The sequence below is a fragment of the Bacteroides sp. Phil13 genome (assembly GCF_001940965.1).
Lineage (GTDB): Bacteria > Bacteroidota > Bacteroidia > Bacteroidales > Bacteroidaceae > Bacteroides > Bacteroides intestinalis.
This window is the reverse complement of the sequence record NZ_MSHA01000043.1, coordinates 1-21,941: the sequence shown is the minus strand read 5'-3', so window position 1 is coordinate 21,941 and position 21,941 is coordinate 1. Positions and strand designations below refer to the sequence as shown.

Annotated in this window: 19 protein-coding genes and 1 pseudogene; 14 read left to right on the top strand and 6 right to left on the bottom strand. The window is 41.5% G+C overall.

Annotated elements, in window-relative coordinates:
* Positions 1-11: 11 nt before the first annotated feature.
* From BWI44_RS07935 to BWI44_RS07880, 12 genes and pseudogenes are all read left to right on the top strand, one after another.
* Entirely contained in the window at positions 12-2,183 is a 2,172-nt protein-coding gene (locus BWI44_RS07935; RefSeq protein WP_286812868.1) for an alpha-N-acetylglucosaminidase, read from the top strand.
* 82 nt (positions 2,184-2,265) lie between these two features.
* Positions 2,266-4,848, top strand: coding sequence for a glycoside hydrolase family 3 C-terminal domain-containing protein (locus BWI44_RS07930; RefSeq protein WP_286812866.1), 2,583 nt, complete (start codon positions 2,266-2,268; stop codon positions 4,846-4,848).
* A 127-nt stretch (positions 4,849-4,975) separates the two neighbouring features.
* Positions 4,976-7,309, top strand: coding sequence for an ATP-binding protein (locus BWI44_RS22290; RefSeq protein WP_353744910.1), 2,334 nt, complete (start codon positions 4,976-4,978; stop codon positions 7,307-7,309).
* Positions 7,281-8,585, top strand: coding sequence for a sigma-54-dependent transcriptional regulator (locus tag BWI44_RS07920; RefSeq protein WP_225694601.1), 1,305 nt, complete (start codon positions 7,281-7,283; stop codon positions 8,583-8,585). The genes BWI44_RS22290 and BWI44_RS07920 overlap by 29 nt, the downstream gene beginning before the upstream one ends.
* Positions 8,586-8,782: 197 nt before the next feature.
* Positions 8,783-9,412, top strand: a complete 630-nt coding sequence (locus tag BWI44_RS07915; protein ID WP_225694602.1) for an RteC domain-containing protein — start codon at positions 8,783-8,785, stop codon at positions 9,410-9,412.
* Between the two features lie 104 nt (positions 9,413-9,516).
* Positions 9,517-10,470 (top strand): DUF6047 family protein, encoded by a 954-nt coding sequence (locus tag BWI44_RS07910; protein ID WP_225694603.1) that lies wholly within the window; start codon positions 9,517-9,519, stop codon positions 10,468-10,470.
* 5 nt (positions 10,471-10,475) lie between these two features.
* A complete protein-coding gene (locus BWI44_RS07905) occupies positions 10,476-10,652 on the top strand; it encodes a hypothetical protein (protein WP_225694604.1) in 177 nt (58 codons plus the stop codon).
* A pseudogene (locus BWI44_RS07900) lies at positions 10,653-11,369 on the top strand (DUF6047 family protein).
* Positions 11,370-11,380: 11 nt separating this feature from the next.
* Positions 11,381-11,710 carry a hypothetical protein gene (locus BWI44_RS07895; protein ID WP_225694605.1) on the top strand — a complete coding sequence of 110 codons (330 nt, stop codon included), beginning with the start codon at positions 11,381-11,383 and terminating at the stop codon, positions 11,708-11,710.
* A gap of 57 nt (positions 11,711-11,767) precedes the next feature.
* The gene (locus tag BWI44_RS07890) at positions 11,768-12,490 is read left to right on the top strand and encodes a DUF6047 family protein (RefSeq protein ID WP_286812927.1); all 723 of its coding nucleotides are present in this window, start codon (positions 11,768-11,770) and stop codon (positions 12,488-12,490) included.
* Positions 12,491-12,868: 378 nt separating this feature from the next.
* On the top strand, positions 12,869-13,024 hold the full coding sequence (locus BWI44_RS07885; protein WP_225694607.1) for a helix-turn-helix domain-containing protein: 156 nt from the start codon (positions 12,869-12,871) through the stop codon (positions 13,022-13,024).
* 3 nt (positions 13,025-13,027) lie between these two features.
* A complete protein-coding gene (locus tag BWI44_RS07880; protein WP_225694608.1) occupies positions 13,028-13,330 on the top strand; it encodes a helix-turn-helix domain-containing protein in 303 nt (100 codons plus the stop codon).
* Between the two features lie 106 nt (positions 13,331-13,436).
* Here BWI44_RS07880 and BWI44_RS07875 read toward each other — a convergent pair whose 3' ends face one another.
* The 6 genes from BWI44_RS07875 to BWI44_RS07850 form a co-directional block, all read right to left on the bottom strand.
* A complete protein-coding gene (locus BWI44_RS07875; RefSeq protein WP_171032114.1) occupies positions 13,437-14,696 on the bottom strand; it encodes an ISAs1 family transposase in 1,260 nt (419 codons plus the stop codon).
* A gap of 619 nt (positions 14,697-15,315) precedes the next feature.
* On the bottom strand, positions 15,316-15,519 hold the full coding sequence (locus tag BWI44_RS07870; RefSeq protein WP_195209750.1) for a hypothetical protein: 204 nt from the start codon (positions 15,517-15,519) through the stop codon (positions 15,316-15,318).
* A 43-nt stretch (positions 15,520-15,562) separates the two neighbouring features.
* Positions 15,563-16,213 carry an NAD(P)-dependent oxidoreductase gene (locus BWI44_RS07865; RefSeq protein WP_195209749.1) on the bottom strand — a complete coding sequence of 217 codons (651 nt, stop codon included), beginning with the start codon at positions 16,211-16,213 and terminating at the stop codon, positions 15,563-15,565.
* Positions 16,214-16,323: 110 nt separating this feature from the next.
* Positions 16,324-17,166, bottom strand: a complete 843-nt coding sequence (locus BWI44_RS07860; RefSeq protein WP_195209748.1) for a helix-turn-helix domain-containing protein — start codon at positions 17,164-17,166, stop codon at positions 16,324-16,326.
* Between the two features lie 116 nt (positions 17,167-17,282).
* Positions 17,283-17,918 (bottom strand): GNAT family N-acetyltransferase, encoded by a 636-nt coding sequence (locus tag BWI44_RS07855; protein WP_195209747.1) that lies wholly within the window; start codon positions 17,916-17,918, stop codon positions 17,283-17,285.
* A gap of 76 nt (positions 17,919-17,994) precedes the next feature.
* The gene (locus BWI44_RS07850; RefSeq protein WP_195209746.1) at positions 17,995-19,167 is read right to left on the bottom strand and encodes an ATP-binding protein; all 1,173 of its coding nucleotides are present in this window, start codon (positions 19,165-19,167) and stop codon (positions 17,995-17,997) included.
* A gap of 795 nt (positions 19,168-19,962) precedes the next feature.
* On the opposite strand from BWI44_RS07850, the gene BWI44_RS07845 reads away from it, so the two are divergent.
* Positions 19,963-20,244, top strand: a complete 282-nt coding sequence (locus BWI44_RS07845; RefSeq protein ID WP_195209745.1) for a hypothetical protein — start codon at positions 19,963-19,965, stop codon at positions 20,242-20,244.
* 30 nt (positions 20,245-20,274) lie between these two features.
* Entirely contained in the window at positions 20,275-21,939 is a 1,665-nt protein-coding gene (locus tag BWI44_RS07840) for a fimbrial protein (RefSeq protein WP_286812860.1), read from the top strand.
* The last annotated feature ends 2 nt before the right edge of the window (positions 21,940-21,941 follow it).

Here is a 21,941-nt window from a genome sequence, read left to right as displayed (position 1 = left end):
AAAATATAAAGATGATGAGAAAAATAGTATGTTTTTTAGTGATGTTTTGGGGAATGGCAATGCCTTTATGGGCGGTAAACAAAGGGGATGTTGGAGCTGCGGAATCCATGTTGAGACGTTTGATTCCTGATTGTGCCGATATGTTTCAATTCAAAAAGGTGAATAGCAAGGAGGACTTTTTCAGAATAGAATCTTCTGCTGATTCGAAGATTTTGATTAGTGGGAATAATGCAAATTCAATGGCTGTAGGGCTGAATTACTATTTGAAGTATTACTGTCTGACTACTGTATCTTGGTATGCAGACCAATCTGTAGAAATGCCGGAGGTTTTACCTCAAATACCTTCTCCGGTGGAAGTGAAAGCAAGGGTAGAGAGGCGTTTCTTTTTGAATTATTGTACTTTTGGCTATAGTATGGCTTTTTGGGATTGGAAAGATTGGCAGCGGTTTATTGACTGGATGGCACTAAATGGTGTCAATATGCCTTTGGCTATCACCGGTCAAGAAGCTGTGTGGTATAAGGTCTGGAAGGATATGGGACTGAAGTCTCAGGAGATTCTTTCCTATTTTACGGGTCCTGTTTATTTACCTTGGCATCGTATGGCAAACATTGATTCATGGAATGGCCCCTTGCCGATGGAATGGCTTGAGAAACAGACAAAGCTTCAGCAACAGATCTTATCGCGCGAGCGGGAGCTGAACATGAAGCCTGTATTGCCGGCTTTCAACGGTCATGTTCCGGCAGCCTTAAAACGGGTTTATCCGGATGCGGATATTCAGAGTTTGGGTAATTGGGCCGGGTTTACAGATGAATACCATTGTTCTTTTTTATCTCCGGAAGAGCCTTTGTTCGCAACCATACAGAAGAAGTTCCTTAAAGAGCAGGAACGGCTATTTGGAACAGATCACATCTATGGGGTCGATCCGTTTAATGAAGTGGAACCTCCCAGTTGGGAGCCTGATTATTTGAAAAAGGTTTCTTCTAATTTGTATCATACTTTGCTTAATGCCGATTCTAAGGCAGAGTGGTTGCAAATGACCTGGATGTTCTATTTTGATAAGAAAAAATGGACGACTCCACGAGTTGAGGCTTTCTTGAAAGGAGTGCCTGTAAATCGTTTGTCTTTATTGGATTACCACTGTGAAAAAGTTGAATTATGGAAGGAAACCGATTGCTTTTACGGACAGCCTTACATTTGGTGCTATTTGGGCAATTTTGGCGGAAACACCAGTCTCGTAGGGAGTGTGAAGGATAGTGGTGATAGATTGGAGAAGGCTTTGAGTGAAGGTGGCAATAATCTGAAAGGAATCGGTTCTACGTTGGAAGGCTTGGATGTCATTCAGTTTCCTTATGAATACATTTTGGAAAAAGCCTGGAGCATAGGTAAGGATAATCAGACATGGGTAAATGCATTGGCCGATCGCCATGCTGGAGAAGTTTCTCAACCGGTTCGTGAGGCTTGGAATTTATTGTTTAATGATATATATGTCCAAGTTTCCAAGACGGCTGGAATATTGCCTAACTATCGGCCTGTCATGGGATCAAATTGCGATAACGTAAATATAGAGTATTGTAACAAAAAATTGTTGCAGGTATGGGAAGGACTGTTGCAGGCTTCTGATTTGAAACGGGATGCTTTGCAGCTGGATGTAATATCGGTTGGCAGGCAACTGTTGGGCAATTATTTTCTGACGGTCAAGAATGAGTTTGACCGAATGTATAAAACAGGAGATTTGCTGGCATTGCGGATGCGCGCTTTGGAGATGCGTGAAATTTTAAATGATATTGACAAACTGACATCTTTTCATAATTACACTTCACTTCATAAATGGATTGATATGGCTCGGATGTATAGCGATGATGAGGCTATTCAAGATTATTATGAGAAAAATGCCCGGAGTTTGATAACTACGTGGGGAGGAATTTTGAATGATTATGCCAGCCGGACTTGGGCCGGGCTGATTGGTGGCTATTATTCTGTTCGTTGGGAAATGTATATAGACGCAGTTGTGCGTTCGGTCGAAAACGGACAAGAGTTCAATCAAAAAATATTGGATGATGCTTTAGATAAGTTTGAATCTGATTGGGTGGATTCTAAAACAAAGCCGGAACGTAAAATGGAGGGAGAACTTCAAGCGTTTGCCCGTTATTTGCTTTCCAAATATGAAACAAGATTAAGGTAGCTTTATGTTCTGATGCCTTTGAACGGATTATTGGATAGAGTTTTGTAATTGATTTTTTTATAATAAAATAGGTGGTACGTTAATGAATAAATTTTTGATATTGATAGTAGCTGCTTGTCTACTTTTTACTCACGGTATACAAGCAAAAGAGGACTTGCCTTATAAAAATCCTCTTCTTCCGGTAGAAGTGCGGGTAGATGATTTGTTGGCTCGTATGACTTTGGAAGAAAAGATAGCCCAGATTCGACATTTGCATTCGTGGGATCTGTTTGACGGACAAACATTGAATATGAAGAAACTGCATAATATATGTGCAGGAGTAGGGTATGGATTTTTTGAAGGATTTCCTTTGACTGCATCCAGTTGCCGTGATAACTTTCGTAAAATTCAAACTTATCTGGTAGAGAACACTCGTTTGGGCATTCCCGGCTTTGTTGTGGCCGAATCGTTGCATGGGGTGGTTCAGGAGGGCTGTACCATTTATCCTCAGAATATAGCAATGGGGAGTACCTTTAATATTGATTTAGCTTACGAAAAAGCAAAGCATATTGCAGGAGAACTCAATGAAATAGGTGTGAAGCAAGTGCTGGCTCCTTGTGTAGATGTAGTTCGCGATTTGCGTTGGGGAAGAGTGGAAGAGTCTTTTGCAGAAGATCCTTTTATATGTTCTATGATGGCACTTGCCGAGGTGCAAGGCTACATGTCTCATGGAATTTCTCCAATGCTGAAACATTATGGACCTCACGGTAATCCGCAGGGAGGATTGAACTTGGCTTCGGTAGATTGCGGAACCCGTGACTTGTTTGATATCTATATGAAACCTTTTGAAACCGTGGTGACACATACAAATATAATGGCGGTTATGTCCAGTTATAATTCGTGGAACCGAGTGCCTAATTCAGCGTCTCATTTTATGCTTACTGAGATTCTTCGGAACAAATGGGGATTTCGCGGATATGTGTACTCCGACTGGGGGGTAGTGGAAATGCTTAAAACTTTTCATAAAACGGCTGTAGATGATTTGGAAGCAGCCGGACAAGTACTTTCGGCAGGTTTGGATGTGGAAGCGTCCAGTTACTGTTTTTCTGTTTTGGAGGAGAAGGTGCGTTCGGGGGATTTTGACGTTTTCTATATCGATCGGGCTGTCAGGAGAGTATTGCGAGCCAAATTCGAGATGGGGCTTTTTGAGGATCCCTATTTGGAGCACGCTCCTTACCGTTTGCCTCTCCATTCTGACGAGAGTGTTAGTCTGTCCCGCAAAATAGCGGATGAATCGGTTGTATTGTTGAAAAACGAAAAACAGCTGTTGCCATTGGATACTGATAAATTAAAATCAATAGCGGTTATAGGTCCTAATGCGGATTGTGTTCAGTTTGGAGATTACACATGGAGTAGAGATAATAAAGATGGAATCACTCCTCTTCAAGGAATAAGACAATTGGTCGGTGATAGGATACAAGTTAATTATTCAAAAGGTTGTTCCTTGACTTCATTGGATAGAAGTGGCATTGAAGAGGCCGTTTTTGCAGCACAGCAAAGTGATGTTGCGGTAGTATTTGTGGGGAGTTCCAGCGCGGCTTTTGTCCGCTATAATGCAGAGTCGCCAACCAGCGGTGAAGGGGTAGACTTGAGTGATATCTCCTTAACGGGTGTACAAAATGAATTGGTCCAAGCAGTATATGCTACAGGGAAACCTGTCATTGTTGTGCTTGTTGCCGGAAAACCTTTTGCCATTCCTTGGATAAAAGAGCATGTATCGTCCGTGTTGGTGCAGTGGTATGCAGGGGAACAGGGAGGAGCTTCCATAGCGGATATTCTGTTCGGAAACGTGAATCCTTCTGGTAAATTGACATTCTCTTTCCCGCAAAGCACCGGACATTTGCCGGTATATTACAATCATTTATCAACCGATAAAGGTTTCTATAAAGAACCCGGTAGCTATGACAAGCCGGGGAGAGATTATGTTTTTTCAAGTCCTGCGCCTTTGTGGGCTTTCGGATATGGATTGAGCTATACGGACTTTAAGTATAAGAAAGCCTATACGGATAAAAAGCATTATCAGCTTTATGATACTATTTCTGTTGTTACTCAGATTGAAAATGTGGGAAATTGTAGAGGAAAAGAGGCAGTACAGGCCTATGTTCACGATGTGGTGAGCACCGTGATGACCCCTGTCAAGCAGTTGAAAGGTTTTGCAAAAGTGGAGCTGGGGATTGGTGAAAGCAAAGATGTGCTTATTCAGATTCCGGTGAAAGAACTTTATCAGACAGATGATTCCGGTAACCGTTTTTTGGAAGAAGGAGAGTTTGAGATACAGATAGGTACATCTTCAGACCGAATCAGCTTTAAATTACCTATTTATGTAGGGAAAAAGGTTCCAGCAGGGTATCAGACTAATGAAACTGTTGTGAGGAAAAAAGATATCGGAGGGCATTTGATACAAGTGAAGGGAGTAGTTCGCGACATTCAGGCAACTCCTATTGTGAATGTAAGGGTTACTTCGAATGCTATGAAAAGCAGTGTTCAGACCGATTTGAAAGGGGAATATTCTATATTGGTACCTGAAAATAGTTCTTTAATATTTTCAAAAGACGGTTACGTAACTAAAGAAGTTGAGGTAGAGTGGCAGGGTGATTTGAATGTACAGATGTGCAAAGGAGGGTAATGTTGCATGAGTTTTGTGATCAAGTTTAAGTTGAAAGGTCTGTTTATTAAACAGTGGTTTTGTAATAATGTAAGAAAATTGTTTTTCAGAAAAAGGAAAAAGTTTTCACCTAAAGTATTAGTGTTTCATGTTTTATTATAAAATCATTATAGGGTGTACTATACTATTTCTAATGTTAAGTATTGCTATTCTTTCTGTCTATCAAGAATACTTGTATATAGAAGATCTGAATAAGATGGAAGTATATTCTTATAGAAAAAAAGAAGCTGTTGATATTGTCTTACAGCAATTACTTGATTTCTCATTTTCTGAAAATCTATTATTGGAGGGGGACAGTGCAGAATATAATAGCCATAAAAGAAAGTATATAACAACAATTGAAGCTTTAAATAAGTTAAAGCTCTATTATGTATCTGATGTACAGCATTTGCAGATAAATAAAATAATTTTGCTTTTATCGGAGAAAGAACGATTGTTACAAGATGCAATGATTCTATTTTCGAAATTTCCACGTGCGGATAGTTTACTTTACCAACAGATTCCTTTTATAGTACCAAATATATCGACTCGAATGGAGTTGAAAGAAATGGAAAAGAAAAATATATTGAGAAAATTATTTGGAAAGAAAAAAGATAAATCTATTTATTCATCTCGAAAACAATTGGAACAGTCAGATGCTTCTCAATATATAAAAGTGAAACTTCATTCGTTACAAAAAGAAATCTACGAACAATATGTAAATTATAGGGAAAGATTATCTGTTTATTCTGATAGTTTGCAGCAACGTAAAAAGGAAATGAATTTGCAGATAGGTAATCTAATGGATGAGTTGGAAAAAACTATAAAAGCACAATCGGCCAAAGAAATAAATGAGATGATAGCTTCTAGAAAACGCTCATTTTTTCTTATTCTTTTTATAACTTTTTTTTCAATCTTGTTACTCATTGCGCTTTATGTGCTTGTATATTGTCATTTTAGAAAAATGAATAAATATCAGGTGCAACTACAAATATCTGATTGTAAAAATAGGGAATTGTTAACTATACGTAAAAAAATGATGTTAGCAGTGGGACATGATTTAAGAGCGCCTTTAGGTACTATCTGCGAATTTGCCGAGTTAATGCAAAAAGAAAAGGATGGTGAACAAAACAGAAAGTACGCCATAAATATTCAGCATGCCTCCCGGTATGTTATTGGGCTGGCAAACAATCTATTATATTATTATAAACTGGAAACGGAAAAAGAACAAACCGAGAAAGAAATCTTTCATTTGGGACAAACACTGGAAAATGGTGTCAGCTCTTTTTTTCCGGCAGCTGAAAAAAAAGGACTGGGATTGACAATGGAAATCAAAGATTGTAATATTCTTGTTATAGGAGATTCCGGACGCCTGATGCAGATCCTTTGCAACCTATTGTCCAATGCGGTCAAGTTTACACATACCGGATATATACATGTCGGTTCGCGGTACAATGATAGGAAATTATCCTTATTTGTAAGGGATACGGGCATAGGTATTGATAAAGAGAAACAGGAATGTATATTTTCAGATTTTGAGCAGGGAGGTTTGTCAATGAATGGAGACGGTTTCGGGTTGGGACTGGCTATCACTTCCCGATTGGTAGCTCTGATGAATGGAGACATCTATGTGGACAGTCTGCCGGAACAAGGAAGCACATTTAAGGTTTGCCTGCCATTTGAGGAGACAGAAAATATGCAGGAGAACCGTTCAAATGAGAATATGGTATCCGGAATCAAGATATTATTTATAGATGATGACCGTATGCAACTGGAAGTGACCCGGAAGATGTATGCCCGTAGCGGTATTGAATGTGACTGTTGTCAGAGTTCTGGAGAATTGGTTGCATTATTACGTAAAGGGTGGTATGACCTTGTTTTGACAGATATGCAGATGTGCGATATGGATGGGTACGGAATATTGTCCCTGCTTCGGGGTTGCAATGTCGGACAGTCAAGGACTGTTCCTGTATTGGCCGTAACCGCCCGTTTTGATGAGAATGAGGAATATTTCAAAAAAATGGGATTTGTCGGTTGTCTTAACAAGCCTTTTTCCGAAAAAGAGTTGCTGAACGCGACTTACAGTATTGAAAGACCGGATTTTACAGCAATTTTGGAAGGTGAAAAGAATGTAGAAGAACTGCTGGCTGTTTTCATAGAGGATACCAGGAAGGAGCTTGCCGGTATGCAGGATGCTTTTACCACAAGAGATTATAAAAGAGTGGAACGTATCATTCATAAGGCTGTCCCCTTATGGATTATGATACGCATAGATATTCCATTGCAGGAACTGGAGAATATGGCTTCTCTACCAGTGGAAAGCTGGCATGAAGTATCTGAAGGACAGTTTGAACGCTTGAGCGGGGCTGTGAGAAAAGCGATAGAGAAAGCGGAAATACTGAAGGAGGAAATAAATGGGAGTTATACTGATAGTGGAAGATGACCGTACTTATGCGCGTGCAACAAACAACTGGCTGATACATAACGGAGTTAATGCCCGTTATGTATTGTCGTTAAATACGGCAAAGGATTTTTTAAAAGATAATGATGTAGATCTGGTATTGTCTGATTTCCGTCTTGGTGACAATAATGGAGTAGAACTGTTGAGTTGGATGCAAGCGAACGGATACCATATCCCGTTTCTCATAATGACGGGCTATGGAGATATACCGGGTGCCGTCGAGGCAGTAAAGAAGGGTGCTGACAATTATTTACCCAAGCCTATTCAGACGGAAAAAGTACTTGGTATCATTCGTGAACTTTCGGGGCGTAGACAGAAAAGGAAACAGCCCGAGCAGGCATTTTATTTCTGTAAAAGCCCGTTGGCCGTTGACATGCAGAAAAAGCTAGGACTGGTTGCTCCGGTTGATACAATGTCAGTACTGATACGTGGTGCGTCAGGTACTGGCAAGGAATGGGTCGCACGTCGGATACATGCTTTAAGCAGACGTCCGGAAGGTCCGTTCATAGCAGTGGATTGCGGAGCATTACCTCGTGATCTCGCTTCTTCTGAATTGTTCGGACATAAGAGGGGAGCTTTTACAGGAGCAACCGAGGACAAGACCGGCATGTTCGCTTTTGCCAACCGTGGTACATTGTTTCTGGATGAAATAGGTAATTTGAATTTGGAAACGCAGGTCCTGTTATTACGGGCATTGCAGGAAAGGTGCTACAGACCTCTTGGTAGCAGTCGGGAAATCAAGGTGGATATACGGTTGCTGGCCGCAACGAATGAGAATCTGGAAGAGGCAATAAAGACTGGAAGGTTCAGGGAAGACTTGTATCACCGTTTGAATGAGTTTCCACTCTATGTTCCTCTACTGGCAGAATGCAGGGACGACATTCTGCCGTTAGCCCATTTCTTCCTTTCTTATGCAAATGAGGAGTTTTCGAAGGAGATCAAGGGATTTGATCCGGATGTCAGAAAAATGTTCAGTTCATATTCATGGCCGGGCAACATACGGGAGTTGCGCAGTGTTGTAAGGCGTGCATGTGTATTGGCCAGGGAAGACTGGATTACTTGTAAAGAGATAGACTTGCCGGTGTATGTGAAATATTCTGGAAGTTATAAACTGGAAAAAGAACGTATGGAGCGGGAAGCCTTGTTAAAAGCGCTTGACACTACGGGAAATGATCGGACAGCCGCAGCCAGATTGTTGGGAATAAGAAGGAGCACTCTTTATTTGAAGCTAAAGAAATTCGGTCTGATTCTGCTCTGAAAATTGTCCATAAAACCGGACATGTTCATAAAAATGACCGGAAAAGGAATGGACACTAGCCTAAAGGATGAAAATGCTTGTATGTTAGTATTCAGCTTTTTATAATGTTCATTTCTGGATGGCACGTTAATTGTTATTCATGACAGTGGTATTTGCGGTCATATGCCGTCATATGTTTTAACATAAATATTAATGCTATGAAAACGTTGACAGACACGAAGCTTTTCGAAATGTTCGTATCATATATACAAGGAGGCATTTCTTGTATGGAAGAGTTACATGCTGCTTATGATAATTTTGTAGCTGTTCTTTCAGAACTTTCAGTTGATGAAGACCTGATATCCAAGCTGCGAAGGTTGAATTATACCCGTATAGAACTGTTTTTTATCCGGCAGAACAGTAATGGCATGTCAGGGGAAAAACATGTAGTGGAAATGTTCATGGATAAGACAATAGCATTGTTGGATACAGAAATAGAAATGTTGAAAGAGATCTGCCGGCATGGTGGTACAACCGTGCTAAAGCCGGACAGTGGAAAAGCCTGTGTGAAGAGAATGACCACAATGCTGTCTTGGAATGGTACGGACAGTGATTTGATAGAACTGGTTGCCGCATTGATGGCGGCCGGTTCGGTGAGTTCCTCCGATGGCAGAAAACTAACTGTAATAGACTTGGTACGTGTATTTGAAGAAATGTTCAATCTGAAAATAAATGCTTTGTACACCAAACGTGGAAAAGTGTTTGACCGTTGTACCGATACCACCCCGTTCATCGATTCGTTGCGCGTCAGTTATAACCGGATGTTGGAAAAGCGCTTGATGATGTAAGTGAATACGCCAAAAGCTGACAACAGGTGACTTGTATTACATGTCTATTGCAGATAAAAAGACAATACATTTTCTTTGTGTCAATTAATCATGTAAAATGTTTTATGGGACTACTGAATGATTTGATTGACCGATGGTTGAAACGCACCGGAAGTGGTACTGATAATATATCCTCTACAGTAAATAAGGGAGGAAGAAAACGTATGTTCGCAGCGGCGACTGATGAAGGTGTACTGTTCTTCTCCGACACTCCGAAAGGACTAAAGGCCCGTAATACCTACCTTCAACATTTGGCGGACGGTTTCTTCAATTTTACAAAAACGGTGGAAACGTTGAAATTGTATGAAATTGAAATTCCTATGCGGCAAATGATAGCACTGGCGGACACCTGTATCGACAAACTCTCAAAATCGGATTTGCGTAATGACAATACTCTGCTGAAGAAGTCAGTATGCAGTTTTACTTCTGAAAAAATGGTGGAGAAGGAGATGCTGGTGGGTGCTGTCTGTACTGATAAATATGACCTGCGGCCTGACTTCAACAACTTTGACCGGCTGACCAAAGATTTCGGTTTGGGTATTTCCCCGTGTAATTACGATGTTGTTGCGTTACTTTATATTTCGGAGAATGGATATGCCGGACTTGCTGCGGCTGAATATTTTCATCCATTCAGTTACCAGCATGAATTCAAGGAACTGGCGGACAAACTGAAGGACAGTACGAATGCCAGACGAGAGGCGCCGATGTCGTCACATGACTTCGGCTATGGGGCCTTGCAGATGGAAGCGAAGGTCATGGCAAGGGATATTCTGCAATCGGAGTTCCATATAGCGGACGGGGAGTTCAGGTTGGGCAGAAGTATCAACCGGGTGGAAAAAACAGAAAGAATGCAAACTGCTTCTTATCAGTATTCTAAGGAACAAAAGACAGGTAAATCATCCGATGCAGGTCTTATACGGGAAGCTCCTGCTCAGAAACGGGGTAACGGTCAACGGCAGGCAAAGCATGTGGCCTCCATTATTCCGGATAAAAAGGAAAAGAAACAACTAATCATATAGAATTTATGGAAGAGAAGAAAATGCAAGCGGCGGAAAGCAGCAGTCTGTACATGACGCTGGATGCTTTTTACCGCCCCGTTTATTTATGTATGCGGGGACAGGGAGAAGAAGGGTTCTCCCGATATATCAGCAATAACGTGCGGTTTCATACCGCAGGCAGGGAGTTTGTACCCGACCACTGAATGTTCCGTTTCGATTTTAGGGAGAAGAACATGATTCCGGCCATACTCGGAACGGACAATGCGGATTATCTGGAACGGCTGTGCCCGGTTCTGGAGCAGGAAAGGATTCATCCTTCGGGTGTGGTAAGGCTGAGGGATGCGGCATTCTGTGAGGAAAGGGGTATCGTGCAGTTATCATCATCGGCGGAACATACGGCTTTATTGGAGAATGATGATTACAAGCACTTGGGACACCGTTTCGGAATGGACGGGGATGTGATAAAGAACGGACTGGCGGCTTTTCCTACGTGTACGGCGGTGGAATACGGACAGAAGGTATTGTTGCTGGGGAAAACGGACAAAGGGGACAAGGTATTGGAAGAGTTCCTGAACGATTTAACCGGACACTTTTTCGACGGGAAATGAAAACCGGAGGAATTGAGATTCCATGAGGTGGCACCGTTGGATGCAAAGTACAGGGCAGAGATTGGAGACAGCAAGATTGCCTCACCGGACATACTTCGATACGGGATTTGTACGAAACGCTGTGACATGGCACCCACACTGAGAAACTTCAACCGGCTGAGAAACCTGCAACTGATGCGTGCGCCACTCTCAAAGGAGCAGGAACGGATTGTCTCGCTGCTGGTTACACGGCCGGATAATGCCCGGTTCCCGGAGACGGAAGTGAAGACGAGGATACCGTTTAAAAAGAAAGGACAGGGTATAAACATTTAATTCTTTGATATATGGGAAATGAACAGAACGGAACGATAAAAGGCGGCAGTGTATATATAACGGTGGACAAATTTTTCAATCCCATGCATATCAGCATGAAAGGTACGGGTGAGGAAGGCTATCAGGAATTCATGCAGGAAGATGTGGAAAAGGCATTGAAAAGCGGGGAAATGCCGGCTATGGGCCTGATGTATTATAATGTGCCCGATATGGGTATCGTACCTCCCTTGCAGGAAGGAAACAATGCGGATTATCTGAAAAGGCTAGAAAAGACGATGGACGAACATGGGATAGAGTTGCAGAGATACCAGCGTCTGTCGGAAGTAGTGTATTGCCTGTGAAATGAAATAGACCCGTTCTCGAGGGATGAGACTTATACCCGCTGGCTTACGCCGAAAATATGGGCGGAAATAAAGGCATCACCCGTAGTGGTGGCGGATATGCTGGATGACTTGAAGCACGGAAACACGTATTATACGGGTGTTGAGACAGATAAGGGGGTGTTGCTTTTCAGCCGGGACTACAAGGGAAACAGCCAATACGGTGCCTTTATGGAAGCGAATATCGAGAGGCGTTTCTTTGAGCCGGACTTTGAAGGCAAGTCGCTGACGGTGTATGAGCTTCGGGGGTGGCCTTCGCTGATGGTGGGGAAGATAAACCGCTGTTATGATAATTACGATGACCTGTTGCCATTGAAGAAGATTCCGGCGGATGCTTTTCTGGATAAATCGGCTTTGAAAAGCGTTACGGACAAAGAGGTGTATGACCTTTCGCCCACATGGGAGAATTATGCCCGGCTGACGGACAATGAGCAAGGGCTTGGCTTAGCCCGGAGCGTGGATAATTATGACCGGATGACCCTGCTTTATATCATGGACAAGGGTTATCCGAGGGACGGACTGACAGACGAGTACCCGGACAATTTCAGTTTTCATGAGAAGTTTGAAAGGATTGAAAACAAGCTGCTGGGCCGGAACAGATGGGATGTGTATGATGAGATGCAGGAAAAGGCGAAAAGACTTGCGGGGAAGCTGTTGAAGGAGCATTTTCCAGATACACGGCAGAAGGTGGAAATAAAGGAAAAAGAAGTTTTACGGAACAGTAAAAGTATAAAGATGTAAAGGATAACGGAAAACAAGTGAGGGTTGGAAAGTGCATTGTCGGCGGATGTTGGTGATGTGCCTTTCATTTTTATATCGGGGTTCTAAAAGTTTTTACTTTGAGTAAATATGGGGAAAGAAAAGACATGGCAATATTTCCGGGTATGTTTGGGAGGACAATACACGCCAATGGGTGACTTTGATTCTGGAAGTTTTGTCGGATGTGGAAATGTGCCTTACTTTGCTTCACAAATATTAAAATCATAAATCAAATTTGTTATGGAATTAGTTGTAATTGAAAAAAATGCGTATTTGCGGTTAAAACAGCAGGTTGAAGATTTATCCACACAGATTGAAGCCGTTAAAAAGAAATTTGGATCTGTTGAAAAGGAAAAATGAATGGATGCCCAGGAAGTCTGTCTGGTTCTGAATATCTCCAAGCGGAGTTTGCAAAGTTATAGGGAGTATGGCATTATTCCGTGTTCTTTCATAGGCGGAAAATATGTATACAAGGAAAGTGATTTGGCTAGGATATTAACTCAAAGAGGCAAATAGGATATGGATGGGGTAATCACAAAACAGTCAGAAGAGTATATCATGATGATGGAGATGCTCAAGAAATGCTCTAAGGAGATTTTTGCAATTCAGGATTTGCCTGTTCCCATAGCTAATGAGGTCTATATGACTGGTGAACAGGTATGTGGCATGCTGCATATATCAAGCAGAACTTTGCAAAAATTGCGTGATGAAAAGGGGATAGCTTATACTGCTATAGGTGGTAAATTTCTTTATCCTCTTTCAAAATTGCAATTGTTATTGGAGGAAAATTATAGAAGTTATGTTCACGGCTTTTTCATTTAAGCTTTGAATTGGGCGTACCATTCCCCTCCCCATGCCAGTGCGGCATGGGCGGGAATACCGTTATTGGTAATTAATACGTTACGAATATATCAAATCTGATTTTTTCTCATTTTTGAGCCATAAAATGCAACACGTTAGTGAAGCTTACCGCTAGCTCCCTTATTATCTGCGCCGTCCCCTTTTGCTTATCTGATATTTTTTTCCTTCTGTTCTTCCAAACGGCAATCAGTGCCAACACCATTTTTTGAATTGTGTCTAGGTTCCTAGCCGCCCGTTCAGCCTTACGCTTTATGCTGTCCTGCCGGAGGTTGCGGTCAAGATCCCAGTGCATGCTTTCAATAGCCCAATGCTGTTTGGTTATCTGACTAAGCCGCTCTGCACTGCTATCCAAACTTGAAATGTACAGTCGCTGTTCAGATGTACTCCTGCCATCAGATTTTTTCTCCGTAGATGTGAGTATTTCTATAACTGTCAAATTGCCATTCCATTTTTCCCTGTCGGCAATCAGTTCTTCCCCACGGTATATACGGCATATCCTTGACTCAATCCTGCCGTGTTCCAAGTATGGACCTTCCTTATAGATATCAGTTGGGGTAGCGGTCTTTATAGAGTCTTCAAGCCCATAACGCAAAGATCTTTGATTCGCCTTGAGTTCGATCACGAAGTCTGCTCCTTTATCTCTAATCTTGTCTATTATCACCTTTTGGCATGACATGGCATCTGCGGTGACTACACATCCTGACACGTCTAGTTTGTCCAATAGCCGGGGCACGGATTTGATTTCATTACTTTTCTCTTTGCAAACATCAGTAGCCAAAGTAAAGCCCGAACGGAGTGAATATGCAGATACGATATCAGGGTTACGTCCGTTGTCGTACAAGGTACCTCGCATGGCCTTGCCATCAATGCAAATGATGTCAGTTGCCGAAGCGGATATTTCCTTGCGGAAAACGTCGGCAAAAGCAGACATGCGATCAGCCATCTTTTCATCGTCTATGCTTTGAAACACACGGCAAAGCGTAGCTTCTGAGGGTAACCCATAGGGAAATAACCCTTTCGCCTGCAGGCGTTTCAAGTGACGTTTGCCAAATTGAAGTATTTCAGCTCTGGTAATACACTTACTGAGCCTGCCCAATATTACAAGCATGAGTATATCTTCAAGTTTGTGTTTGAAGTTTCCCCTGCTTGTTCTGCGGTATTCAGGGACTGAGGATACAAATTTTCTCAAATGAGTCATGATGCTACCACGAAGACAGTCAAAATGTTTCTTCTTTAGTAGTATTATATGTAAAAAGTTGTATATCAAAGAGATAAATCGTATTTTTGCTATCGCAAAAACAAAGGCGGAAGACAATATCAACATCATATCCTATTGAATTCCGCCTATAAAAAAAATAAAAATGAACGATAAGAAGAAACACCTAAGGCGGTGCTTCCGCATCGCTGTGCACGAATATAAGCATTTTTACTACAACTACAAGCGATGAACAATATTTCTTAAATGAAAAAGCCGTGAGTTATGTTCGTTAAATCAAGCGTTTGATTTGTATTTATGCCACTTTTTTACTACTTTTGCAAAAGTAAGAGTGTAACAGGAAGAAAGTTGCAGCATATATGCGGTGAATTATTCGGTGTCATAGGAGTAGAGTCTTCTGGTAAGATGCTGATAATGAGTAGGGGATATGAAAGTTAATCGTTCCCTGTCTCTCCGCAGAAACCGACAGACCACGCCGGACGGTAATTGGACAAAAGCCTACAAGTCAATGATTTGTAGGCTTTTTATTTGTTTTTTGTCCAGTGCAAAAGACACCAAAAAGATCTCAAAAGACACAAATCTGTTCCTAAATCGTTACCGATTCCATACCGGACAAAAACGGTAACTTCAAATAAATCAAGTTCTATGATAAGTTTGGCTTGCTTATAGGTCATATTACCCGAAGGCGTTTGTACCGCAGTTAGGGAAGTAGTGGTCATTTTATCATTACTTACGAGAAGTCTTTGTTTATAAGGGTAAAGATATCTTCCTTTATTTCCTTTGCATCTATTGTTTTGAACAGGTCATTAAACGAAGCAGCTTTTATTCCTTCACTGCTCAATTTAACCTGAGTACTTTCTTGCTGTCCCGTATCCGCCTTGTGGATACTTCCGTTGCAGCCCGTAAAAACGAAGGCTGCAACGCAAAGAGACATTAAAACTATATGTTTCCCGGTATTTCAATTAGTGCTTAATAGATTAATAACCGATAGTGAAACGTTCGTTGTGATGCGCAGGATCCTCCAGTTCATCTACCATTGCTTTGGCATAATCCTGAACGGAAATTTTACTTTCGCCTTTGTCGTTTACAATCAGGTCATCTTTACCTAGGCGGTAGTTGCCGGTACGTTCGCCCGGTTCCAATGAGCCTGCCGGGGAGAAGAATACCCAGTCGATGTCTTTTTCGTTCATCAACGTATTGAGATAAAATTCGCCGAGTGATTTTACACCGTCCATAATTTCGGCAGGGATAGCTCCTGAATCTACTACACGAAGTCCGGGAGCAACGAACAATGTACCTGCTCCACCTACGATAAGCAATCTTTTTATACCTGCTTTCTTAGCGCCTGCAAGAATTTGGGGATATACTTTCAATGTCAGGTGGTAAATATCAGGATTTGTCCATCCCGGATTGTATGCGCTGATAACAGCATCAGCACCTTTGCATAGTTCGGCTACCTTATCGGCATCCGATACATCGGCTTTAACGATAGTTACGTCAGGATTTGAGATTTTTACGTTTTCAGGGTTACGGACTACTGCTGTAACTTTAATACCTCTGTTTAATGCTTCATTCAGGATAGCAGAACCTACGAATCCGCTTGCTCCTATTAATACAATCTTTTTCATTGTTATACTTTTTAAATTGGTTTTAATGTTTAACAATGCAAAGGTACGGGATTGTTCAGAGCGGTTTATAATACATCAGCGTCGTATAATGGTAAATCTCCGCTAGTGGGTTATTTCTTCGTGGAATCTTTGAACTGTGCGGGTGTTACACCTGTATGCTTACGGAAATATTTGTTGAAGTTGGTTGGCTCGTCAAAACCAAGTTCGAAGCCTACTTCTTTTATTGATAGGCTACTGTACGATAATAGCCGCTTGGCTTCGAGTATGGTACGCGAATCTATGTAGATTTTTGGTGTGTTCCCTGTAAGGGCTTTCACTTTTTTTGATAGGGCTTTTTCATTTACTCCTAACAGATTGACATAAAATTCAGTATTGCGGTTTTCTTTAAAGTGCTGTTCCACCGCATTGTAGAATTTACGTCCAATGTTGTTAGATAAAGAAGAAGGATTTGCTGCCAGTTGCCTCTCTGTTTCAAGCAACAAAACACGTAGGAAACTTTGGGCGATGCCTGCCTGGAATTTATCGACAGGGTGTTTCAGTTCTTCATCCAACAGTGCGGTGAGGTTTTCGGCAAGTTGCGGACAAATGGAAACTGTTTTATTCAGACTGACGGGATTAAGTATTTCTGCGGTATGCAAGAAATTGGAATCGAGTTCGGTCATCGTAAAGAACGTTCCTGTGAATAGGATTAGTTTACCGGAATAGTTTGATTTTGTGTCGAATTCGCAGACCTGACCTGCCGATATTATCAGGATTTCATTTGACTGTATGGTTATATCCCGGAGGTCAATACGGAATGTAGCTTCGCCTTCTGTAATCCAGATGATTTGGTAGAAGGTGGCTTTATGGGGTTGTCCGAGCAGTTTGGGTAATTCTTTGGCAAACCTCAGGTCTTTAACCTCGATCTCAATGGGAAGGGCTTTAAATTCAAATGTCCGGATATCTGCATTCATAATGGTACAAAGGTAGTGATTTATTAGCAGTTAACCCCCGTTTCTGTACGGACATTGAGAAAGAGCCATTCACTTTACAGCAAAAAGGCTCTTTTCGTTTTATTCCAGGATTGTGATTATATGAACTTGCTCACCATCTCCAAAAATCTTTCCTGTGTCTTTGTATGTTTCTTTTCTTTCACAGGAAATCCTTTTTCGAATTCCAGCAACTCTGCGGGATCTGTTTCGTAAATACCGCCTTCGTCATATGTTCCTTCAATTCCTTTCAGGGCATTGGGGTACAATTCCCATACCTGCATGGCAGCCGGATATTTCTTGTCCTGATTGGTTATCTTATACTCTTTCGACAATTTGAATCCGAATCGTTTGTAATATTCAGGTTCGCCATATATCACTATGGCCGGATAGCCCATCTCCTTTGCCAGTTTTGCGGTGTGGGTTATCAATTTACTGCCGACACCTTTATGTTGATATTCGGGCAACACGCTTATAGGGCCGAAAGCAGCTGTTTTATGCTCTGTGCCATCGTTAGCGATTATTTTACTTTCCACATAAATGATATGTCCCACGATTTTATCGTCATGGGTGGCCACGTAATCGAGCGCTTTAATAAACTGCGGATTTTCCCTTAGTTTATGAACAAGCAAATGGTCGTCGCATCCGGGGGCATAAACATTCCAGAATGCTTCGCGGGTTACTTCTTCAACTTGCCGATAGTCTTTTTCTTCTTCCAATCTTAATTTAATTTCCATATTATTTTTTTCAATTTTATATGGTTGATTTATTCGCTTTTATTGGAACACCTGCTAAGCCATAATAATGCTCTGTCTATCTGGTATGGATAGCCATACATTTACAGATTTTCCAAGAAATAACTTCCCCTTGCGAAGTTTTCATATTTTTATCACCATTGTAAATGGCAAAACATTGTTCAGGTGTTGCACCCGATAGCTTTGCCCATTTAGAGATACCTTTGAAAAAGTCAGAAGAGTATGTGGCTCCTGATTTAATTTCGTATGCATATTGGTTGCCTTCTACTGTGCGTAATAAGTCAACCTCATTGCCTGTACTATCTCTCCAAAATGAAAGATTGGGCTCTTCTCCTTTGTTATACGCTTCTTTGATAAATTCATTAATAACAAGATTCTCAAATAAACCTCCACGAAGAAAATGAGTTGCTGTTTGGTCAGCGTTTCTTATGTCAAGCAGTGAACATGCCAATCCTGTATCATAGAAATAGAGTTTTGGGGCTTTTACCAGCCGCTTGGCATAGTTATTATAATCAGGTTTTAATAAATAGCAGATGTAACTTGCCTCCAAAATAGAAATCCATGAGGTTGCTGTGGTAACAGATACTCCACATTCATTGGCCAATGACGAAACATTGAGAAGTTGTCCTATGCGTCCCGCACACAATTTCAAAAAACGAATGAATTTACTCAAGTCTCCAATATTCCGCATCAAGCGTACATCACGTTCTACGTAGGTCTGGATATAGAACGGATAGTAATCGGTAGGGGTAATGTCTTTATCATAAAGACGAGGATACGCACCTTTGAAAATTTCTTCATTCACAGTAGGGGGAAGTATATTACCTTCTTTCATTTCTAGATGAGAAAAAGGTAATAGCCGAAGAATAGCTGTTCTACCTGCAAGTGATTGGTTGATGCTCTCCATTAAAAGAAAATTATGAGAACCCGCAAGCAGGTACATTCCTTCTCTATTCTCTTTATCGGTATGAGTCTGAATATAGGAAAATATAGATGGTATTCTTTGCGCCTCATCAATAATTGTTTTATCAGAATATGTAGCAAGAAAGCCTCTTGGATCTTCGGTTGCGAACAATCTCATATCTGGGTTTTCTAATGATACGTATTTATATTCCGGAAATGATGTTTTGAGTAACGTTGATTTACCCGATTGTCGTGGTCCCGTTAGGGTAACAATCGGATACTTTTTCGTTAGCTCCAATAGTCTGGTCTTTAATATTCTTTCTATCATATCAGATATTGTTTTATGCAAATCTACTGCAAAAAAGTGAATCTGCAAATTTAATACAGGATTATTTAGGTAAATGAATGCTTGATAAGGAGTAAGCTACTCTTTTTTGTTCCTTTTTTCTTTCTTCTTCTGTTTTGAACTGTATCAAAACTGTACCCGGTCCGTACCATCTCCGTATCTATACAACCGAATTTGGTACGGCCTTGGTACGGCTTTGATACGGCCTTGATACGGGGGCTTTATATGGTTGGTCTAAAAGTCGGATAATATGAAACACATGTTCAGCCGGATATGTGATCAAGGGAAGGTAAAGAAGAATTTGGTACCGTGCGGAGCGTTTAGAAAAAAATAGTATATACATTTATATAATTCAAAATAATTTCTTACTTTTGTATCATAATAACCTGCAATAGCGTTTGCAACTAATATAATTGATAGAAGCGTTGTGTCTTCGGTATTATAAAGAAAACCTAGGAAATTTTCTAAATGAATACAGCGAAATGATGGCACAGTGGATTTCTCACGTCTATAAGGCGTGGGTCTGCTGTTCGTTTAAGCTGTGTTCGGGCTTCCTAGGGCCTTCTTTATAGTTAAATGACACGCAGTTCCACGCTTCTTTGTATCCATACGTCAACAAAAAAAGTGTTGGTCTTACCCCGGAACTGCAAGAAGACCGAAATAAAAAAAGGAGGAAAACAGAAAAAAATAAGATTAAAAACCATATTTATCGAAGCGTTGTGCTCTATTCTTGTTTAAAGAAAACCTAGGAAATTTTCAAAACGAACACATATAGAAATGGCACTGCTGATTCTCATGCCGAGAAGCGTGGGGCTGCTGACCGTTTACTGTATGAAGAAAGAACTCCGGTTCATTCTTAGTCTGAAGACGGCACAGCAGTTCCACGCTTCGTTGTTTAAACAAATCACAAGCCCGGAAGGAACTGGGAAGGCTTACAAATTCAGTTTATTTATGGAAAAAGAAGAATCTGAAAGCTATGTTCCGCCAGCAGTGGAAGTAATCACAGTGAATGTAGAAGAGGGGTACAGTTCCAGTTTTGAGGTAGTCCCCTGGGAGTAACAAATTCAACTATTTAAACAACTAATCGACATGATGAGAAAAAAACAGATTTCCAGAATGCTGATTGGAGCATTGGCCGTCTGCCTGGCAACGGCTTGCTCCAACGAAACGGATGTCCTGACGGGACTCCGAACGGACGGAAACACATTGTCCGTCAATTTACAGACCACCGACGTCGGTGCAACTACGCGCATGCAGATAGCTTCCGACGGAGAATCTAACGTAGAAAGCCTCAGTGCTTATCTCTTCGATAAAGATGAAGAAGATGCCTACCAATTGGAGAAAGTTTACAATAATTTGACTTGGAACGCTAAAGATGCTATCCATACTGTTGCCCTGACCGGTATTGCGAAGCGTGGAGCCAAGAAGGTGTACTTTGTGGCCAACGGTGGAGGTATCACTGCACTTGCCAATGTAGCTGCTGATATTTCTGAAGCTGACTTCAAAGATCTGCTGATGAATGAGATGAAGGAAAATCCCGCTACACCCTTGACTATGACGGCGGAAGCCGAACTGAAGGAGTGGACCGATGGAGTAAACAATGCCCAAATAGAAGGCGTGCAACTGAAGCGTGTGTCTGCCCGCATCGACCTTGTGGTTGCGCCACAGGCAGGGCTGACATTCACCGTCAAAGATATTAAGATGAAAAGCCGTGCCAATTCCTATTTTTTCCCTAACGATGCACCGTATACCAGTGAAGGTGTTGTGGAACTTACCGGAACGGCAGGCGAAGGTAGCACTGATACAGGTGGGAACACCGCCTACACTTCGCTCCTTTACCCTTATGAAACGCCCGGAGGCGTGGTGACGAAAGTGGAAGTCAGCGGTAGCGTGCAGGCGGGTGAAGTGACGAAAGAGGTTACTTTCGTTGTGCCTTTCACGAATGAAACCTATGCAGATGGCATTCCCATTGAGCGCAACCATCGCTATACTGTGAAGATCGCCCGTATTGATGGATTCTATTCCGCAGAAGCGACCGTCACCGTTAGCGACTGGAGTACAGGTGAGGCATCGGGAAATTTGCAAGCAGGCGAAGAGTTGAAGCTGACGGCTACAGAAGAAGTTGATGGGCAACTCTCTGCTGAGTCGACTGCCATTGCTGTATATCCTACGGATGAATCCAAGACCGTAACTGTGGAATTGGCAGCTGACGATACCAAGACTTATAAAATCTATGTAGGGAGTGCCAACATCGAAGCTGTGACTTCATGGGGCGAATTGCCTGATGGCTGGACGATAACGGAACCTGTCTCCACCAGAACGGAATACCTATGGGAAAAGTCTTACTGGACACTGACTATCTCCGCTAATGAAACGGATGCTGTCAAAAGCGTAACAATAAAAGCCGTAAATAAGTTAGAAAAAGACGATACGGATGAATTTGTGCAAATTACGTTTACGCAGGCAGGAAAGGAAGAAGTGGTGGATCATAGTAAGAATCCATTGCTGAAGTGGGCGAAAACAAACTTGCAAAGAACAGCCGGTACATCTGGTGCTTCTGTGACAAATGAATTTGCTGCATCGATTTATGATGACGGTAGCTATTATCAGTTTGGAAGAAATCATGGCTTTAACTCTTATCAGGATGCACGTACTAATTATGGCGTTTACTCTTCCATTTTTTCTTCAGGTAATGTTTATGATGGTGCAGGATATACATGTAATTTGTATAAGGAAGTTACGAAAAGAGTGTAATT

Coding starts and splice junctions, on each gene's coding strand:
- BWI44_RS07935 (WP_286812868.1), top strand. CDS start 12: ATGATGAGAAAAATAGTATGTTTTTTAGTGATGTTTTGGGGAATGGCA.
- BWI44_RS07930 (WP_286812866.1), top strand. CDS start 2,266: ATGAATAAATTTTTGATATTGATAGTAGCTGCTTGTCTACTTTTTACT.
- BWI44_RS22290 (WP_353744910.1), top strand. CDS start 4,976: ATGTTTTATTATAAAATCATTATAGGGTGTACTATACTATTTCTAATG.
- BWI44_RS07920 (WP_225694601.1), top strand. CDS start 7,281: ATGGGAGTTATACTGATAGTGGAAGATGACCGTACTTATGCGCGTGCA.
- BWI44_RS07915 (WP_225694602.1), top strand. CDS start 8,783: ATGAAAACGTTGACAGACACGAAGCTTTTCGAAATGTTCGTATCATAT.
- BWI44_RS07910 (WP_225694603.1), top strand. CDS start 9,517: ATGGGACTACTGAATGATTTGATTGACCGATGGTTGAAACGCACCGGA.
- BWI44_RS07905 (WP_225694604.1), top strand. CDS start 10,476: ATGGAAGAGAAGAAAATGCAAGCGGCGGAAAGCAGCAGTCTGTACATG.
- BWI44_RS07895 (WP_225694605.1), top strand. CDS start 11,381: ATGGGAAATGAACAGAACGGAACGATAAAAGGCGGCAGTGTATATATA.
- BWI44_RS07885 (WP_225694607.1), top strand. CDS start 12,869: ATGGATGCCCAGGAAGTCTGTCTGGTTCTGAATATCTCCAAGCGGAGT.
- BWI44_RS07880 (WP_225694608.1), top strand. CDS start 13,028: ATGGATGGGGTAATCACAAAACAGTCAGAAGAGTATATCATGATGATG.
- BWI44_RS07875 (WP_171032114.1), bottom strand. CDS start 14,696: ATGATGTTGATATTGTCTTCCGCCTTTGTTTTTGCGATAGCAAAAATA.
- BWI44_RS07870 (WP_195209750.1), bottom strand. CDS start 15,519: ATGTCTCTTTGCGTTGCAGCCTTCGTTTTTACGGGCTGCAACGGAAGT.
- BWI44_RS07865 (WP_195209749.1), bottom strand. CDS start 16,213: ATGAAAAAGATTGTATTAATAGGAGCAAGCGGATTCGTAGGTTCTGCT.
- BWI44_RS07860 (WP_195209748.1), bottom strand. CDS start 17,166: ATGAATGCAGATATCCGGACATTTGAATTTAAAGCCCTTCCCATTGAG.
- BWI44_RS07855 (WP_195209747.1), bottom strand. CDS start 17,918: ATGGAAATTAAATTAAGATTGGAAGAAGAAAAAGACTATCGGCAAGTT.
- BWI44_RS07850 (WP_195209746.1), bottom strand. CDS start 19,167: ATGATAGAAAGAATATTAAAGACCAGACTATTGGAGCTAACGAAAAAG.
- BWI44_RS07845 (WP_195209745.1), top strand. CDS start 19,963: ATGGCACTGCTGATTCTCATGCCGAGAAGCGTGGGGCTGCTGACCGTT.
- BWI44_RS07840 (WP_286812860.1), top strand. CDS start 20,275: ATGATGAGAAAAAAACAGATTTCCAGAATGCTGATTGGAGCATTGGCC.